Here is a 17,291-nt window from a genome sequence, read left to right as displayed (position 1 = left end):
CCATGCTGAAAACCCGCTCCTTCACTTTCCGCCTGTTCCTGCGCCTGTTGCCGGTGCTGGCGCTGGCCGCGGCGCTGCCGTGGCTGCTGGCCTACTGGATGGACCGCGGCTGGGTGGTCACCGTGGTTTCCACGGTGCTGCTGCTGTCGCTGATGTGGTGGACACTGCGCCGCGCCACCGCGCCGATCCGTTCGCTGCTGCGCTCGCTGGCAGGCATCACCAGCAGCTACCGGGACGGCGAATACAACTTCGGCGTGCACTGGCGCGGCGACGACGAGCTGGCGCAGCTGGTGAAGGCGCATGCCGAACTCGGCGACGTGCTGCGCGAACAGCGCCAGTCGCTGGTGCAGCGCGAACTGCTGCTCGACACCATGGTGCAGAACACGCCGGTGGCGATGCTGTTGCTGGCCGACGGCGGCGATGGCGTCCAGCGCGTGGCGTTCTCCAACATCTCCGCACGCAAGCTGCTGCACGGCGGCTGGAAGCTGGAAGGCAAGCGCATGCACGAGCTGCTGGAGAACATGCCGGTGGAACTGCGCAACGCCATCGCCCGCGGCGGCGACAGCCTGTTCGCGGTGCGCGAGGCCGACGGCGACGAGGACGACGAGCAGATCTACCACCTGTCGCGCCGCAGCTTCCACCTCAACGGCCGTCCGCACGACCTGCTGCTGCTGCGCCTGCTCACCGCCGAGCTGCGGCGGCAGGAAGTACAGACCTGGAAGAAGGTCATCCGGGTCATCAGCCACGAGCTCAACAACTCGCTGGCGCCGATCGCCTCGCTCGCCCATTCCGGCGCCGAACTGGTGCGGCGCGGGCGCATCGACCGGCTGGAAGACATCTTCGGCACGGTCGAGGAGCGCGCACGCCACCTGGAGGGCTTCATCCGTGGCTACGCGCGCTTCGCCAAGCTGCCGCAGCCGCAACTCCAGACCATCGCGTGGGCGCCGTTCCTGCGCGGGCTGCAGCAGCAGATCCCGTTTCGCATGGTGCCGCCGCCCGATGACCTGTGCAGCCGCATCGATCCGGCGCAGTTCTCGCAGGCGCTGCTCAACCTGCTCAAGAACGCGCACGAGGCCAGCAGCGACAACGGCGTGACCGACGACACGGTCGAGGTCAGGATGGCGCGGTTGCCGCATTGGCTGCGCATCGAGGTGCTGGACCGCGGCACCGGCATGAACGAAGCGGTGCTGCAGAACGCGCTGATGCCGTTCTATTCGACCAAGCGCAACGGCACCGGCCTGGGCCTGGCGCTGACCCGCGAGATCATCGAGGCGCATGACGGCCGCATCTCGCTGCAGAACCGCAACGACGGCGGCCTGTGCGTGACCCTCCTGCTGCCCACCAGCGGCTGAGCCGCGCGCGGCGCCACGCCGGGGCGCGCGGTTCGATGTCCGCCACCGCCGTCATCGGCGCCCTGCCCGCTTCCCGCCTGCCGGTACGCCGGGCGACCGCGGCGGCACCGGGCCACGCAGCGCATGCCGGGGGACGGGTCGCGGCGCGCCGACCGCCCTGCCACGGTGGCGGCGATCAGACCTTCTTCTGCGGACGCTTCCAGCCTTCGATGGTCTGCTGGCGGCTGCGCGCCACCGTCAACCGGTCCGCCGGCGCGTCACGGGTGACCACCGAACCGGCGGCGATGGTGGCGCCGTCGCCCAGCGACACCGGTGCGATCAGCGCGCTGTTGGAACCGACGAACACGCGGTCGCCGATGCGGGTCTGGAACTTGTTCACGCCATCGTAGTTGCAGGTGATGGTGCCCGCGCCGATGTTGCTGCCGCTGCCGATCACCGCGTCGCCCAGGTAGGTCAGGTGATTGGCCTTGCTGCCCTTGCCCAGCGTCGCGTTCTTGGTCTCCACGAAGTTGCCCACGTGCACGCCGTCGGCCAGCACCGTGCCGGGGCGCAGCCGCGCGAACGGACCGATCTGCGCGGCACCCTCGCTGACCACGCCCTCCAGGTCGCAGTGCGGGCGCACCTGGGTGCCGGCGCCGAGGCGGACGTCCTTCAGCCGCACGAAGGCGCCGATGGTGACGCCATCGCCCAGCTCGACCTCACCCTCCAGCACCACGTTGGCATCGATCTGCACGTCGCGCCCGGCCTTGACCGTGCCGCGCTGGTCCAGGCGTGCCGGGTCCAGGAGGCGCACGCCCTGCTCGCACAGCGCACGCGCCGCGCGCAGCTGCCAGGCGCGTTCGAGCTGGGCCAGCTGCCAGGGATCGTTGGCGCCTTCGGCTTCCTGCGGGTCGGCCACGTGCACCAGCAGCGCCGGCGTGTACTCGGCCGCAGCCGCGGCGAACACATCGGTCAGGTAGTACTCGCCCTGCGCGTTGGCGTTGGACAGGCCGGACAGCCAGCGCCGCAGCGCGGTGGATTCGGCGGTGATGATGCCGGTGTTCACCGTGCGGATGCGCTTGTGTTCGTCGTCGGCATCCTTCTGCTCGACGATGGCCGCGACCTTGCCTTCGGCATCGCGCACGATGCGGCCGTAGCCACTGGGGTCGTCGAGTTCGGCCACCAGCACCGCGAGCCGCGGCGCGTCGTGCAGCAGCGCACGCAGGGTATCGGCACGGATCAGCGGCACGTCGCCGTACAGCACCAGCACCTGCGCGGTGTCCGGCACGACCGGCATCGCCTGCAGCACGGCATGGCCGGTGCCCAGCTGCTGCACCTGCTCGGCCCAGGCCAGGTCGTCCTGGCCGGCGAAGGCGGCACGCACGGCCTCGCCGCCGTGGCCATGCACCACGTGGATGCCGGCAGGCTGCAGCTGTCGCGCGGTCTCGATCACATGCGCCAGCATCGGCCGCCCCGCGACCGGCTGCAGCACCTTGGGCAGGGCCGACTTCATGCGCTTGCCGGCGCCGGCGGCGAGGATGATGACGTGCAGCGGTTGGCTCATCGGCGGATTTCCGGTAATCGATGCTGGGATTCTAAGAATGCGCCGTCAGGCCGTCGAGCGCGATGGCGCGGCATGTCCCGGATGTGCGTGGCAGGCAGGCAGGCGCCGGACCTGCGCCGCCACTGCACGATCACGGCGGGAGACCCGCCGCATGGATGCCGTTGCAATCGCGATGGGCAACCGCTGCCGACGTCGCGGCCGTCGCCAGCGGGTAGCATGGGCGTCTTTCCGTGTCCGCGTTCACCCTGATGACCCTGTTGCGACAAGGCGGCCGCTATATCGCCGCCGGCCTGATGCAGCTGCTGCTGGACTGGCTGGTGTTCGTGGCGGCCACCGCCGCCGGCCTGCCGCCTGTGCCGGGCAACCTGCTCGGGCGCGGCAGCGGCGCATTGCTGGGGTTCTGGCTCAATGGCCGCTACACGTTCCCGCGCGACGACGGACGCCGCCACGGGTGGAGCCACTTCGCCCGGTTCCTCGCGCTGTGGCTGCTGATGACCGCCGCCAGCAGCGGGCTGCTGGCGTGGACCACGGATACGCTGGGGCTGCAGATGGCGTGGCTGGCCAAGCCGCTGGTGGAAGGCGGGCTGGCGGTGCTGAACTTCTTCCTGCTGCGCCACGTGGTCTACCGCTGAGCCGGCCCACGCAGGCAAGGCGGGCGCTTCGACGGCATGCCGGTCGCGCGTGCCCGCGGCTGCCGGTGCAGGGGGCGCGCAAATGAAAAACGCCGGGCAAGCCCGGCGTTCCTCGTTACCTTGACCGCAGCGCGCTCAGTGCTTGAGGTTGCGGCGCAGGCGTTCCAGCGCCTGCAGCTGGGCGGTGACTTCGGCCAGGCGCTGCTGCGCCTCGGCCAGCTCCATGGCTTCGCCACGGTTGGCCAGCACGCGCTCGGCTTCTTCCTTGGCCTTGCGTACCGCGGCCTCGTCGATGTCGGTGGCGCGGATGGCGGTGTCGGCCAGCACGGTCACGACCTGCGGCTGCACTTCCAGGATGCCGCCGGAGATGGCGAAGTCCAGGTGCTCGCCGGCGGCGGTGGTGACCACGACCTTGCCCGGCTTCAGGCGGGTGATCAGCGGCGCATGCTTGGGCGCGATGCCCAGCTCGCCCAGTTCACCGGTGGCCACGACCAGGGTGGCTTCGCCGCTGAAGATCTGCTGCTCGGCACTGACGATGTCGCAACGGATGGTGCTCATGGAACTCTCTTCGCCTGGTTGGGTGGGCCTGCGCCCACCGCAGGATGCCGCAGAGGCGGAGCGGACTCCGCCTCACGCCGGAATTAGGCCTTTTCGGCCATCTTCTTGGCCTTCTCGACCGCTTCTTCGATGCCGCCGACCATGTAGAACGCCTGCTCCGGCAGGTGGTCGTACTCGCCGTCGACGATGCCCTTGAAGCCGCGGATGGTTTCCTTCAGCGGCACGTACTTGCCCGGCGAGCCGGTGAACACTTCGGCCACGTGGAACGGCTGGCTGAAGAAGCGCTCGATCTTGCGCGCGCGCGACACGGCCTGCTTGTCTTCCTCGGACAGTTCGTCCATGCCCAGGATGGCGATGATGTCCTTCAGCTCCTTGTACTTCTGCAGGGTCTGCTGGACGCGCTGGGCGGTGTCGTAGTGCTCGTTGCCGATGACCTGCGGGTCCATCTGGCGCGAGGTCGAGTCCAGCGGGTCGACCGCCGGGTAGATGCCCAGCGAGGCGATCGAACGCGACAGGGTCACGGTCGAGTCCAGGTGGGCGAAGGTGGTGGCCGGCGACGGGTCGGTCAGGTCGTCCGCGGGCACGTACACGGCCTGGATCGAGGTGATCGAACCGGTCTTGGTCGAGGTGATGCGCTCCTGCAGGACGCCCATTTCCTCGGCCAGGGTCGGCTGGTAGCCCACCGCCGACGGCATGCGGCCCAGCAGCGCCGACACTTCGGTACCGGCCAGCGTGTAGCGGTAGATGTTGTCGACGAACAGCAGCACGTCCTTGCCCTTGCCGTTGGCGTCCTTCTCGTCGCGGAAGTACTCGGCCATGGTCAGGCCGGTCAGGGCGACGCGCAGGCGGTTGCCCGGCGGCTCGTTCATCTGGCCGTACACCATCGCCACCTTGTCCAGGACGTTGGAGTCCTTCATCTCGTGGTAGAAGTCGTTGCCCTCGCGGGTACGCTCGCCCACGCCGGCGAACACGGACAGACCCGAGTGCGCCTTGGCGATGTTGTTGATCAGTTCCATCATGTTGACGGTCTTGCCGACGCCGGCGCCGCCGAACAGGCCGACCTTGCCACCCTTGGCGAACGGGCACATCAGGTCGATGACCTTGATGCCGGTTTCCAGCAGCTCGGTCGAGGAGGACTGGTCTTCGTACGACGGCGCGGCGCGGTGAATTTCCCACGAATCGGACGCGGCGACCGGGCCGGCCTCGTCGATCGGGCGGCCCAGCACGTCCATGATGCGGCCCAGGGTGCCGGCACCGACCGGCACCGAGATGGCGCGGCCGGTGTTGTTGGCGATCAGGCCGCGCTTCAGGCCGTCGGTGGAACCCAGCGCGATGGCGCGGACGATGCCGTCGCCCAGCTGCTGCTGGACTTCCAAGGTGATGTCGGTGTTGTCGACCTTCAGCGCGTCGTACACCTTCGGCACGTCGCTGCGCGGGAATTCGACGTCGACGACGGCGCCGATGATCTGAACGATCTTGCCCTGACTCATTGCTGCATCCTCTAATTAAATGCTTTGACTGTGCGCGTCAGACTGCTGCCGCGCCGCCGACGATTTCGGAGATTTCCTGGGTGATCGCTGCCTGGCGGGCCTTGTTGTAGACCAGCTGCAGGGTTCCGATCAGCTTGTTCGCGTTGTCGCTTGCCGCCTTCATCGCCACCATGCGTGCCGCGTGCTCGGAAGCAACGTTCTCCAGCACGGCCTGGTACACCAGCGACTCGATGTAGCGCGTGATCACGTGCTCGAGCACGGTCGCGGCATCGGGTTCGTACAGGTAGTCCCAGTCGTGCGAGGCGACCTGCGTCTCGCTGGCCGGCAACGGCAGCAGCTGGTCGAAGGACGCCTTCTGCGTCATCGTGTTGATGAAGCGGTTGTAGACCAGGTACACGCGGTCGACCTTGCCTTCGGTGAAGGCGTCGAGCATCACTTTGATCACGCCGATCAGCGTCTCCAGCTTCGGCTGGTCGCCGATGTGGGTGACGCTGCCGACCATGTTCACGTTGACCCGGCGGAAGAACACGCTGGCCTTCTGGCCGACGGTCACCATGTCGATCTCGGCGCCCTTTTCCTGCCAGCCGCGCATTTCGGCCACGGCCTTGCGGAACAGGTTGTTGTTCAGGCCGCCGGCCAGGCCGCGATCGGAGGAGATCACGATGTAGCCCACGCGCTTGACGTCTTCGCGCTCGACCAGGAACGGATGCTGGAAGTCGGTGCTGGCCTGGGCCAGGTGGCCGATCACCTGCTTCATCGCCTGCGCGTACGGACGCGAGGTCTTCATCCGATCCTGCGCCTTGCGGATCTTGGAGGCGGAGACCATCTCGAGCGCGCGCGTCACCTTGCGGGTGTTCTGCACGCTCTTGATCTTGGTTTTGATTTCGCGTCCGCTTGCCATCTCTTATTCCCATGAAGCGGGGGCCTTCCCCCGCTGTGTCACAGTGAAGCGGGGCCAGGGCCCCGCTCTACGTGCGGCTTACCAGCTGCCGGTGGTCTTGAACTCGGAGATGCCCTTCTTGAAGGCGGCTTCAATCTCGTCGTTCCAGGCGCCGCTGGCGTTGATCTTGGCGGTCAGTTCGCCGGCGGTGTTGGCGAAGTGGGCATGCAGGCCCTCTTCGAACGCCAGCAGCTTGTTGACCGGCACGTCGTCCAGGTAACCCTCGTTGACGGCGTAGATCGACAGCGCCTGGTTGGCGATGGACATCGGCGCGTACTGCTTCTGCTTCATCAGCTCGGTGACGCGCTGGCCGCGCTCGAGCTGCTTGCGGGTGGCTTCGTCCAGGTCCGAGGCGAACTGCGCGAACGCCGCCAGCTCGCGGTACTGCGCCAGCGAGATGCGGATGCCGCCGGACAGCTTCTTGATGATCTTGGTCTGGGCCGAGCCGCCGACGCGCGACACCGAGATACCGGCGTTCACGGCCGGGCGGATGCCGGCGTTGAACAGGTCGGTTTCCAGGAAGATCTGGCCGTCGGTGATCGAGATCACGTTGGTCGGGACGAACGCGGACACGTCGCCGGCCTGGGTCTCGATGATCGGCAGCGCGGTCAGCGAACCGGTCTTGCCGGTGACCTTGCCTTCGGTGAACTTCTCGACGTACTCCTCGGACACGCGGGCAGCGCGTTCGAGCAGGCGCGAGTGCAGGTAGAACACGTCGCCCGGGTAGGCTTCGCGGCCCGGCGGACGCTTCAGCAGCAGCGAGATCTGGCGGTAGGCCACGGCCTGCTTGGACAGGTCGTCGTACACGATCAGGGCGTCTTCGCCGCGATCCATGAAGTACTCGCCCATGGTGCAGCCGGAGTAGGCGCTGATGTACTGCATCGCGGCCGACTCGGAAGCGGTGGCGGCCACGACCACGGTGTGGGCCAGCGCGCCGTTCTCTTCCAGCTTGCGCACGATGTTGGCCACGGTCGAGGCCTTCTGGCCGATCGCGACGTACACGCACTTGATGCCGGTACCCTTCTGGTTGATCACCGCGTCGATCGCCATGGCGGTCTTGCCGGTCTGGCGGTCACCGATGATCAGCTCGCGCTGGCCGCGGCCGATCGGGATCATCGAGTCGACCGACTTGTAACCGGTCTGCACCGGCTGGTCGACCGACTTGCGCCAGATCACGCCCGGGGCAACGCGCTCCACCGGTGCGGTCAGCGAGGTGCCCAGCGGGCCCTTGCCGTCGATCGGCTCGCCCAGCGCGTTGACCACGCGGCCGAGCATTTCCGGACCCACCGGCACTTCCAGGATGCGGCCGGTGGTCTTGGCCACGTCGCCTTCGCGCAGGTGCTCGTAGTCGCCCAGCACCACGGCGCCGACCGAGTCGCGCTCCAGGTTCAGCGCCAGCGCGTAGGTGTTGTTCGGCAGCTCGATCATTTCGCCCTGCATCACGTCGGCCAGGCCGTAGATGCGCACGATGCCGTCGGACACCGAGGTCACGGTGCCTTCGTTGCGCGATTCCGCGGACAGCGCGACCTTCTCGATGCGGTTCTTGATCAGTTCGCTGATTTCGGAGGGGTTGAGCGTGGTAGCCATCGTCAAGTCCTAGTGCCGGCGATCAAGCCGGACGATAAGTGAATTCAGTTTGCGAGCGCGGTCTGCAGGCGCGACAGCTTGCCCTTGAGCGAACCATCGATGACCACGTCGCCGGCATCGATCACGGCGCCGCCGATCAGCGAAGCGTCCACCGCGGTCGAGACCTCGACGTCGCGGCCGAAACGCCTGCGCAGCGCGAGCTTGATCTTTTCCAGTTCGTCGGCCGAAAGCGCGGCCGCCGAGGTGACGGTGGCCTTGACCACGTTCTCGGCTTCGGCGCGCAGCTGGTCGAACAGGCCGGCGATCTCCGGCAGCTGCTGCAGGCGGTGCGACTCGGCCAGCAGGGTCAGGAAGCGGCCGTAGGTTTCACCCGCCGCTTCCGGGGCCAACAGGGCCACGGCGTCGCCGCGGGCCAGCTCCGGATTGGACAGCAGGGCCGACACGCGCGGATCGGCGGCAACGCGGGCGGAGAACGCAAGCGCTTCCGACCACGGCGCGAACTTGCCTTCCTCGCGCGCAATCGCGAACGCGGCGCGGGCATACGGGCGGGCAAGCGTGAGGGCCTGGCTCATCTATCAGATCTCCGCGGCCAGCTCGTCGAGCAGCGCCTTGTGGGCGTTGGCGTCGATTTCGCGCTTGAGCAGCTTCTCGGCACCGGTCACGGCCAGCGCGGACACCTGCTTGCGCAGGTCTTCGCGGGCGCGGTTGGCGGCGGCGTCGATTTCAGCCTGGGCCAGGTCTTTCTGGCGGTTGGCTTCGGCGATGGCTTCGTTCTTGGCGGCCTCGACGATCTGGTTGGCGCGGGCGTGGGCCTGGTCGATGATCTCGTTGGCCTTGCCACGGGCTTCCTTCAGCGCCTCGTTGACCTTCACTTCCGCCTGGGCCAGGTCTTTCTGGCTGCGGTCGGCAGCGGCGAGGCCTTCAGCGATCTTCTGCTGGCGCTCTTCGATGGCCTTCATCAGCGGCGGCCAGATCTTGGTCGCGATGATCCAGATCAGCGCGGCAAAGGCCAGTGCCTGTGCAAAGAGGGTGAGATTGATATTCATGGGTTAGCTCGATCGCTGGTGTCGGGGTGGTTGCGCCGCCGCGGCGGCGCAACCGGACCTTCATCCGAAGCCGGATGCCATCAGGCACCCGGCCGTCTCACTTCAGCTGGATCAGCCCGCCAGCTTGGCGGCTTCGGCCAGCAGGGCAGCGGCCAGCGGGTTGGCGAAGGCCAGCAGCAGGCCGACGGCGACCGAGATGATGAACGCGGCGTCGATCAGGCCGGCGGTGATGAACATGCGGACCTGCAGGACCGGGATCAGTTCCGGCTGGCGGGCAGCCGATTCCAGGAACTTACCAGCCATGATGGCCAGACCCAGACCGGCGCCCAGCGCGGCCAGGCCGATCATGATGCCGACGGCAAGGGCGGTGGAGCTCTGAACTTGGGCGAGATTGGTCAGGACGGCGAAGTACATGGTTTTCTCCGAGAACTATGGGTAGCTAAGGGTGATGAAACGGATGAAGGTTGGAACTGGTTGAAGCTTGTAGCTTAGTGGCTGTCTTCCGACAGGCTCAGGTACACGATCGACAGCATCATGAAGATGAAGGCCTGCAGCGGAATCACCAACAGGTGGAACAGCATCCAGCCCAGGCCGAATACGCCACCGGCAACAGCACCGAACACGCCGGCGCCGCCCAGCACCCAGATCAGCAGGAAGACGATCTCGCCGCCGAACATGTTGCCGAACAGTCGCATCGCCAGGGAGATCGGCTTGCTCAGCCACTCGACGATGTTGAGGATCAGGTTGAACGGCATCATCCACTTGCCGAACGGGGCGGTCAGGAACTCCTTGACGAAGCCGACCAGACCCTTGGAACTGAGCGAGAAGAAGACCATCAGGAAGAACACGCTGATCGACATGCCCAGGGTGGCATTGACGTCGGCGGTCGGCACCGGCTTCCAGTAGTGGACGCCCGCCCATTCCAGCGGCTTGGCGATGAAGTCGGCCGGGATCATCTTGATGAGGTTCATCAACAGGATCCAGAAGAAGATGGTGATCGCGATCGGCGTCACCAGCTTGCTCTTGCCGTGGTAGGTGTCCTTGGCCTGGCGGTCAACGAACTCCAGGCAGATCTCGACGAACGCCTGCCACTTGCCCGGCACGCCGGCGGTGGCCTTGCGGGTGGCCATCCAGAAGGCGAACACCATCAGCAGGCCCATCAGCACCGCGGTGACGACGGTATCGACGTGGATGGTCCAGAAGCTGCCGCCGTCCCCGACCTTGGCGGTCAGGTTCTGCAGGTGATGCTGGATATAGGTGGTAGGGGTTAGAGCCTCGCCCGCCATGAGTCCGGATACCTTTTATGAATTCGATCAACGCCTGGCCAGAGCCAGAACCTGGAACATCAGCGCCACTGGAATCGCCGCCAGCAGCGCCAAGGGAGGAAGCCGCCACCAGACGAACGCCATTGCCAGCACGGCGACAATCAGCACGATCTTCAGCGCGAACCCCAGGAACATGCGGATCATCGCCGAACCGGCGGCCTGAACGCCGCCGCCGAGCCCCACCCATGCCGCCAGCACCGTCCCCGCCACCACCGCCGCGCCTGAAACCAGCGCACCGAGGGCGTACTTCGGCCCCACCAGCAGGAAGGCCAGCGCCAGGACAACCACTGCGACCAGCGGGTACACCGCGGCACGCAGCATCAGCCGCCGACCCGCATCAACGGAGTTCAGCACGTGGAATGTCCTGCTTCATGGAACAAGGAGATCTGGGCGGCGCCAGGGGGCGCCTCGTCGAGCCGCGAAAGTATAGCAGCGGGACATTTTGCGAGACAACCGCCACAAGCCGCCCCCGGCGGATCGCAAGTTGTGGCATTTACTGGATTTTTCGGCCGGACCGGGTTAGGACGGGCAAATCCCGTTTTTGCGCCGCAGCATGCGGAACTTCGGCCGCGGCGGCGGGTCACACATGCACGTCCGCCGCCATTACCTCGTCGATGTGCGCGACGGACGCACAGGGCGAGGTGGCCCGCCCAGGGCCACCTCGCCGCATTTTGCACACCGCGTGCACTCCGCGGTCACGCAGGTGCCACATCGCTTCGGCCACGGTAGCCGCTCCCTGATTTCCTACACGGAGCGAACCGAACGATGCGCCTCCCCCCGCACCTCACGATCTGCGCGTCCTGCGCGCTTGCCCTGGCCCTGCTGCAGGCCGCGCCCGCCCACGCCGCGGACGGCGATCCGCGCTTCACCCTGCGCCTGGGCGCGATGAACATCGATTCTTCCAATACCCTGCGCGGCAGCGGCACGGTCGGTGGCCAGGAACTGGCCTTCGACGAGGATTTCGACCTCGGCGGCAAGGAATGGGAGCCGCGCGTGGACGGCCTGTTCCGCATCAGCGAGCGGCAGCGGCTGATCTTCGATTACTTCCGCTACGACAAGGACCGCCGCCAGGCGCTGGGCGAGAGCATCAGCTTCGACGGCACCACGGTGCCGGCCGGCAGCTTCGTCAAGGGCAACCTGAAGTACCAGGTGGCCAGCCTGGTCTATGACTACGCGGTGGTCGACGGCGAGCGCTTCGACCTCGGCCTGCAGCTCGGCGCCGAGTACGCCAAGGTGGACGCCAACGCCTATGCCGATCTCGGCCAGCTGTACCAGGGCCAGGTGCTCGACGAGAAGACCGACGGCATCGCCCCGGTGGTCGGCGCGCGCCTGACCTTCACCCCGTCCGAGCACTGGCTGATCAACCTGCAGGGCCAGTACCTCAACACGCGCTGGGGCAACTTCGATGACTACGAAGGCGACCTGAGCCGCGCCAACGCCATCGTGCAGTACAACGTCAACCCGAACTTCGGCATCTTCGCCGGCTACGACTGGTTCAAGCTCGACGTAGACCGCAAGGGAAGCGATGGGCTCATCGGCCTGAAGCAGGAGTTCAAGGGGCCGCTGGCCGGCATCAGCGTGTCGTTCTGACCCGCCTGCGCGCGCCACCACCGGTGGCGCGCTTTCCGCCGGAGCCGGGAACAACGACGCCCCGGCGAAGGGGCGTCGTGACGATCACGGCGTATGCCGCTTACTTCTTCTTCGGGATGTACAGGTCGGTGATGGTGCCGTCGTAGATCTCCGAAGCCATCGCCACCGATTCGCTCAGCGTCGGGTGGGCGTGGATGGTGTGGCCGATGTCCTCGGCCTCGGCGCCCATCTCGATGGCCAGTCCGATCTCGGCCAGCAGTTCGCCGGCATGCACGCCGACGATGGCGCCGCCGATCACACGATGGGTCTCTTCGTCGAACACCAGCTTGGTGAAGCCCTCGGTGCGGCCGATGCCGATGGCGCGGCCGCTGGCCGCCCACGGGAACTTGGCCACGCCGACCTTCAGCCCCTTGGCCTTGGCCTCGGTCTCGGTGACGCCGACCCAGGCGATCTCCGGGTTGGTGTAGGCCACCGACGGAATCACCCGCGCCACCCACTCCTTCTTCTCGCCGAAGGCGACTTCCGCGGCCAGCTTGCCCTCGTGCGTGGCCTTGTGCGCCAGCATCGGGTTACCGACGATGTCGCCGATGGCGAAGATGTGCGGGACGTTGGTGCGCATCTGCCGGTCGACCGGGATGAAGCCACGCTCGGTCACTTCCACGCCGGCCTTGTCGGCATCGATCTTCTTGCCGTTCGGCGCGCGGCCCACGGCCACCAGCACGCGGTCGAAGGTACCGCTCTGCATCGCCGGCTTCTCGCCCTCGGTGGCGGCCTCGAAGGTCACGGTGATGCCCTTCTTGTCGGCGCTCACGCCCGCGGCCTTGGTCTTCAGGTGCACTTCGATGCCCTGCTTCTTCAGGCGCTCGGCCAGCGGCTTGACCAGGTCCTTGTCGGCGCCCGGCATCAGCTGGTCCATGAACTCGACCACGGTGACCTGGGCGCCCAGCGCGCTGTACACGGTGGCCATTTCCAGGCCGATGATGCCGCCGCCCACGACCAGCAGCGACTTCGGCACTTCGGCCAGTTCCAGCGCGTCGGTGGAATCCATCACGCGCTTGTCGTCCCACGGGAAGTTCGGCAGCTTCACCGCCTGCGAGCCGGCGGCGATGATGCACTGCTCGAAGCGCAGCAGCTGGGTCTTGCCGTCGTCGCCGGTGATCTCCAGCTCGTTGGCCGAAACGAATTTCGCCACGCCCTGCACGGTGCGCACCTTGCGCTGCCTGGCCATGCCGGCCAGGCCCTTGGTCAGCTGGCCGACGACCTTTTCCTTGTACTCGCGCAGCTTGTCCAGGGTGATCTTCGGCTTGCCGAAGGCGATGCCCAGCTCATCGGCATGCGCGGCATGGTCGATGATCTCGGCCGCATGCAGCAGCGCCTTGGACGGGATGCAGCCGACGTTGAGGCAGACGCCGCCGAGGCTGGCGTAGCGCTCGACCAGCACCGTGTCCATGCCCAGGTCGGCCGAACGGAACGCGGCGGTATAGCCGCCCGGGCCGGCGCCCAGCACCACCATCCGGCATTCGATGTCGGCGGCGCGGCCGGTCGACGGCAGCGCACGGGCGGCCACGGCCGGGTCCGGCGCGCGGTGCGACGGGGTCACCGGCGGCCTGCTGCCCGGCGCCACGTTGCCGACGCCGGCCGCGGGCGTGGCGCCCTGCGCGTCCAGCACCACCACCACGTCGCCCTCGGACAGCTTGTCGCCGAGCTTGACCTTGATCTCCTTGACCACGCCGGCGGCGGTGGACGGCACTTCCAGCGTGGCCTTGTCCGATTCCAGCGTCACCAGCCCCTGGTCCTTCTTCACCGTATCGCCCACGGCCACCAGGATCTCGATCACCGGCACGCCGCTGTAGTCGCCGATGTCCGGCACCTTGACCTCGACCGGGCCGGTTGCGGCCGCGGTGGCCGGCGCACTGACCGCCGCCGGAGCGGCCGCGGCAGCCGGCTGCGCGGCGGGAGCGGGGGTCGCGGCCGGGGCAGCGGCGGGCGCCGGCGCGGCAGCCGCGCCTTCGGCCTCCAGCACCACCACCACGTCGCCCTCGGACAGCTTGTCGTCGAGCTTGACCTTGATCTCCTTGACCACGCCGGCGGCGGTGGACGGCACTTCCAGCGTCGCCTTGTCCGACTCCAGCGTCACCAGGCCCTGGTCCTTGGCCACCGTGTCGCCCACGGCCACCAGGATCTCGATCACCGGCACGTTGCTGTAATCGCCGATATCGGGGACTTTGACTTCAATCGTGTTCGCCATCTTTCAAGTCCTCGGGATCAGAGCAGCACGCGGCGCATGTCGGCCAGCACCTGCGACAGGTACGTGGTGAAGCGCGCGGCCAGGGCGCCGTCGATGACGCGGTGGTCGTAGCTCAGCGACAGCGGCAGCAGCAGCTTCGGTGCGAATTCCCTGCCGTTCCAGACCGGCTGGATCGACGACTTGGAGACGCCGAGGATGGCCACTTCCGGGGCGTTGACGATCGGGGTGAACGCGGTGCCGCCGATGCCGCCCAGCGAGCTGATCGAGAAGCAGCCGCCGCTCATGTCGGCCGGGCCCAGCTTGCCGTCGCGCGCCTTCTTGGCCAGCTCGCCGGTTTCCTGCGCGATCTGCACCACGCCCTTCTTGTCCACGTCGCGGATGACCGGCACGACCAGGCCGTTCGGCGTGTCGGCGGCAAAGCCGATGTGGAAGTACTTCTTCAGGGTCAGGTTCTCGCCGCTGGCATCCAGCGAGGCGTTGAACTCGGGGAACTTCTTCAGCGCCGCGGCACTGGCCTTGATCAGGAACGCGAGCATGGTCAGCTTGATGCCGGCCTTCTCGTTTTCCTTGTTCAGCGCCACGCGCAGGGCTTCCAGCTCGGTGATGTCGGCCTGGTCGAACTGGGTGACGTGCGGAATCATCGCCCAGTTGCGCGCCAGGTTGGCGCCGGAAATCTTCTTGATCCGCGACAGCGGCTGCACTTCGGTCTCGCCGAACTTGGCGAAGTCCACCTTCGGCCACGGCAGCAGGTTCAGGCCACCGCCAGCGGCCACCGGGGCGCCGGCCACGGCAGCACCGCCGCCGGTCAGCGCGCCCTTGACGAACTTCTGCACGTCGGCCTTGGTGATGCGGCCGCCCTTCTCGGTGCCGGCCACCTGGGCCAGGTCCACGCCCAGCTCGCGGGCGAACACGCGCACCGCCGGGCTGGCGTAGGGCACGTTGGACGGCAGCACGCCCTCGGCGTTGAACTGCACCGGCGGGCTGGCCGGCTTGCTGGCGGCCAGCACGGCTTCCTGCGCGATTTCGCGCTGGGCCAGCTTGTCCGCCACCGGGGCCACGGCCACCGGCTCGACCCTGGCGCCGGTCTCGGCGGTCGGCTCGACCTTGGCCGGTGCGGCCGGCGCGGCGGCGGCGGCCGGCTTTGCGCTCTCCTCGGCCACTTCGATCAGCGCCACGACCTTGCCCTCGGACAGGGTGTCGCCGACCTTGACCTTGATTTCCCTGACCACGCCGGCCACGGCCGACGGCACTTCCATGGTCGCCTTGTCCGATTCCAGCGTGACCAGGCCCTGGTCCTTCATGACCGTATCACCGACGGCGACCAGTACTTCGATCACCGGGATGTCGCTGTAGTCACCGATATCGGGGACAACTGCTTCCTTGATTTCGGCCATGAAACTACTCCAGCAACAGTGAGGGAAACTCCTATTGTGGCGCCAGTGCGCCGCAGCGCCAACCGCCGCCCGTGGATTCGCATACGTATGTCCGCGGACAGGGACGGGCCATGGCAGGCCGGGCGCGGCTGCGCGCGCCCGCCGCGCGGGCATCACCGGCCAGGTGCCTGTCCCGGCCTGTCTCCACGGCCAGGCACCGCGGAAATGGACTGTTCCGCCACCGGCAACCACGGCGCCAGCCGGCGCCATTCATCCAGCAGCCGCGCGAACGACCAGGCGGCGTTGGCCGGGCTGGTGGACGGCAGCGCCAGCACGGTCACTCCATGTCCGGCCGGCAACGCGGGGTGCACATGGCGTTCGAACGCCTGCGCCGCCGCGGCGCCGTTGCAGGCGATCGCGCGCAGATGCGGCAGCCGCCGGAGCAGTTCCGGCAGCGGGTTGGCGACTTCGCTGCCACGGACGATGGCCGCGTCCAGGCTGCCACGCCGCCGGCACCGGCCGATCACGTCCCACAGGCCGACACCGGCCTGCTGCAGCCGGGCCAGCCGCAATGGATAGTCCAGTGCCGGGTCGAAACCGCACAGCGCCCCCATCAGCGGCCAGAAGCGATTGCGCGGATGCGCGTAATAGCGCGCCGCCTGCAGCGAAGCCATGCCCGGCATCGAACCGAGCACGAGCACGCGGCAGTGCGCGTTCACCTGCGCAGGCAACCCCAGCAGCAGCGTTTCGTTCGTCACGCGCGCCCCAACTCCATGAATGATCCTGCCGCACCCGCGCCCGCCATTCCGGGCGTGGCGCCATTTTCGCTGAACGACGCAGCATGAGGGCATTGGCGCGTACGGATCGATTCATCCTGCCGCGGCGAGGATGGGCGCGCCCCGAACGAGGGCCTCGATAACAACGCAATCCCGAGAGCACTACGAGGAGTCACCCCATGCGTACCATCAAGATCATGAGTTTCGCCGTCCTGGGCGCCCTGGCGCTGTCGCCCGCCGCGTTCGCGCAGGACGCCGGCGCCGCGCCGGCCGATACCGCCTCCGGCAAGCGCTTCGCCGTCGTCGGCGGCGTGACCCTGCTGCAGCCCAAGAGCGGCCCGGCCACCGGCATCGACAAGGTCGACGGCGGCCCGGCGCCGACGCTCAGCGCCAGCTATTACTTCAACGACAACGTCGCGGTCGAACTGTGGGGCGCGGCGGACAAGTTCGACCACCGCGTGCGCACCAGCGGCGGCGCCAAGGCCGGTACGGTCGAGCAGCAGCCGCTGGCGCTGAGCGCGCAGTACCACTTCGGCGCGGCCGACAACGTGTTCCGTCCGTTCGTGGGCGCGGGCTACTACGAGTCGAACTTCAGCAACGAGAAGATCGACGGCCTGGCCGCCGGCGGCGACCACGTGGGCCTGCGCACCGCCAAGGGCGCCATCGGCACGGTCGGCGTGGACATGAACATCAACTCCACCTGGTTCGCCCGTGCCGACGCGCGCTACATGCATGCGCGCCCGGAACTGAGCGTGGCCGGCAGCGGCACCGGCGAGAAGCTCAAGCTGGACCCGTGGACCGTGGGCTTCGGCATCGGCGCCCGCTTCTGAT

General features: G+C 67.7%; 17 protein-coding genes. 4 read left to right on the top strand and 13 right to left on the bottom strand.

What is annotated here, in order from left to right:
• Positions 1 to 5: 5 nt before the first annotated feature.
• Entirely contained in the window at positions 6 to 1,352 is a 1,347-nt protein-coding gene (locus tag QQA12_RS02220; protein ID WP_082394262.1) for a HAMP domain-containing sensor histidine kinase, read from the top strand.
• A gap of 175 nt (positions 1,353 to 1,527) precedes the next feature.
• Here QQA12_RS02220 and glmU read toward each other — a convergent pair whose 3' ends face one another.
• The gene (gene glmU, locus QQA12_RS02215; RefSeq protein ID WP_226050474.1) at positions 1,528 to 2,895 is read right to left on the bottom strand and encodes a bifunctional UDP-N-acetylglucosamine diphosphorylase/glucosamine-1-phosphate N-acetyltransferase GlmU; all 1,368 of its coding nucleotides are present in this window, start codon (positions 2,893 to 2,895) and stop codon (positions 1,528 to 1,530) included.
• Between the two features lie 248 nt (positions 2,896 to 3,143).
• On the opposite strand from glmU, the gene QQA12_RS02210 reads away from it, so the two are divergent.
• On the top strand, positions 3,144 to 3,527 hold the full coding sequence (locus QQA12_RS02210; protein WP_182212925.1) for a GtrA family protein: 384 nt from the start codon (positions 3,144 to 3,146) through the stop codon (positions 3,525 to 3,527).
• A gap of 135 nt (positions 3,528 to 3,662) precedes the next feature.
• Here QQA12_RS02210 and QQA12_RS02205 read toward each other — a convergent pair whose 3' ends face one another.
• From QQA12_RS02205 to QQA12_RS02165, 9 genes are all read right to left on the bottom strand, one after another.
• Positions 3,663 to 4,085, bottom strand: a complete 423-nt coding sequence (locus QQA12_RS02205; RefSeq protein ID WP_054661996.1) for a F0F1 ATP synthase subunit epsilon — start codon at positions 4,083 to 4,085, stop codon at positions 3,663 to 3,665.
• Between the two features lie 83 nt (positions 4,086 to 4,168).
• The gene (atpD, locus tag QQA12_RS02200; protein ID WP_054661993.1) at positions 4,169 to 5,575 is read right to left on the bottom strand and encodes a F0F1 ATP synthase subunit beta; all 1,407 of its coding nucleotides are present in this window, start codon (positions 5,573 to 5,575) and stop codon (positions 4,169 to 4,171) included.
• A gap of 37 nt (positions 5,576 to 5,612) precedes the next feature.
• Positions 5,613 to 6,476: a F0F1 ATP synthase subunit gamma gene (atpG, locus tag QQA12_RS02195; protein ID WP_056931087.1), complete on the bottom strand. Its 864-nt coding sequence runs from the start codon at positions 6,474 to 6,476 to the stop codon at positions 5,613 to 5,615.
• A 78-nt stretch (positions 6,477 to 6,554) separates the two neighbouring features.
• Entirely contained in the window at positions 6,555 to 8,102 is a 1,548-nt protein-coding gene (gene atpA, locus QQA12_RS02190; RefSeq protein ID WP_054661987.1) for a F0F1 ATP synthase subunit alpha, read from the bottom strand.
• A gap of 44 nt (positions 8,103 to 8,146) precedes the next feature.
• Entirely contained in the window at positions 8,147 to 8,674 is a 528-nt protein-coding gene (locus QQA12_RS02185; RefSeq protein WP_054661984.1) for a F0F1 ATP synthase subunit delta, read from the bottom strand.
• A 3-nt stretch (positions 8,675 to 8,677) separates the two neighbouring features.
• Positions 8,678 to 9,148 carry a F0F1 ATP synthase subunit B gene (locus QQA12_RS02180; RefSeq protein ID WP_056931086.1) on the bottom strand — a complete coding sequence of 157 codons (471 nt, stop codon included), beginning with the start codon at positions 9,146 to 9,148 and terminating at the stop codon, positions 8,678 to 8,680.
• Between the two features lie 111 nt (positions 9,149 to 9,259).
• Entirely contained in the window at positions 9,260 to 9,562 is a 303-nt protein-coding gene (gene atpE / locus QQA12_RS02175) for a F0F1 ATP synthase subunit C (RefSeq protein ID WP_054661978.1), read from the bottom strand.
• A 74-nt stretch (positions 9,563 to 9,636) separates the two neighbouring features.
• Positions 9,637 to 10,434: a F0F1 ATP synthase subunit A gene (gene atpB, locus QQA12_RS02170; RefSeq protein WP_054661975.1), complete on the bottom strand. Its 798-nt coding sequence runs from the start codon at positions 10,432 to 10,434 to the stop codon at positions 9,637 to 9,639.
• 27 nt (positions 10,435 to 10,461) lie between these two features.
• Positions 10,462 to 10,827, bottom strand: a complete 366-nt coding sequence (locus tag QQA12_RS02165) for an ATP synthase subunit I (RefSeq protein WP_182212595.1) — start codon at positions 10,825 to 10,827, stop codon at positions 10,462 to 10,464.
• A gap of 411 nt (positions 10,828 to 11,238) precedes the next feature.
• Between QQA12_RS02165 and QQA12_RS02160 the strand changes: the two genes are divergently transcribed.
• The gene (locus QQA12_RS02160; protein ID WP_226050475.1) at positions 11,239 to 12,063 is read left to right on the top strand and encodes a hypothetical protein; all 825 of its coding nucleotides are present in this window, start codon (positions 11,239 to 11,241) and stop codon (positions 12,061 to 12,063) included.
• 100 nt (positions 12,064 to 12,163) lie between these two features.
• Here QQA12_RS02160 and lpdA read toward each other — a convergent pair whose 3' ends face one another.
• The 3 genes from lpdA to QQA12_RS02145 all read right to left on the bottom strand — a co-directional run bounded on the left by lpdA (position 12,164) and on the right by QQA12_RS02145 (position 16,442).
• Entirely contained in the window at positions 12,164 to 14,311 is a 2,148-nt protein-coding gene (gene lpdA / locus QQA12_RS02155) for a dihydrolipoyl dehydrogenase (RefSeq protein WP_243351572.1), read from the bottom strand.
• A 17-nt stretch (positions 14,312 to 14,328) separates the two neighbouring features.
• On the bottom strand, positions 14,329 to 15,705 hold the full coding sequence (locus QQA12_RS02150; RefSeq protein ID WP_226050477.1) for a dihydrolipoyllysine-residue acetyltransferase: 1,377 nt from the start codon (positions 15,703 to 15,705) through the stop codon (positions 14,329 to 14,331).
• Positions 15,706 to 15,857: 152 nt separating this feature from the next.
• Positions 15,858 to 16,442: a DNA-deoxyinosine glycosylase gene (locus tag QQA12_RS02145; protein WP_226050478.1), complete on the bottom strand. Its 585-nt coding sequence runs from the start codon at positions 16,440 to 16,442 to the stop codon at positions 15,858 to 15,860.
• A gap of 197 nt (positions 16,443 to 16,639) precedes the next feature.
• Here QQA12_RS02145 and QQA12_RS02140 point away from each other — a divergent pair, with 197 nt between their 5' ends.
• Entirely contained in the window at positions 16,640 to 17,290 is a 651-nt protein-coding gene (locus QQA12_RS02140; RefSeq protein WP_161614310.1) for an OmpW family outer membrane protein, read from the top strand.
• The last annotated feature ends 1 nt before the right edge of the window (position 17,291 follow it).

Origin of the sequence: Stenotrophomonas sp. 17(2023) (genome assembly GCF_030345315.1) — a bacterium.
Lineage (GTDB): Bacteria > Pseudomonadota > Gammaproteobacteria > Xanthomonadales > Xanthomonadaceae > Stenotrophomonas > Stenotrophomonas acidaminiphila.
This window is presented reverse-complemented; position numbering and strand designations above follow the sequence as displayed.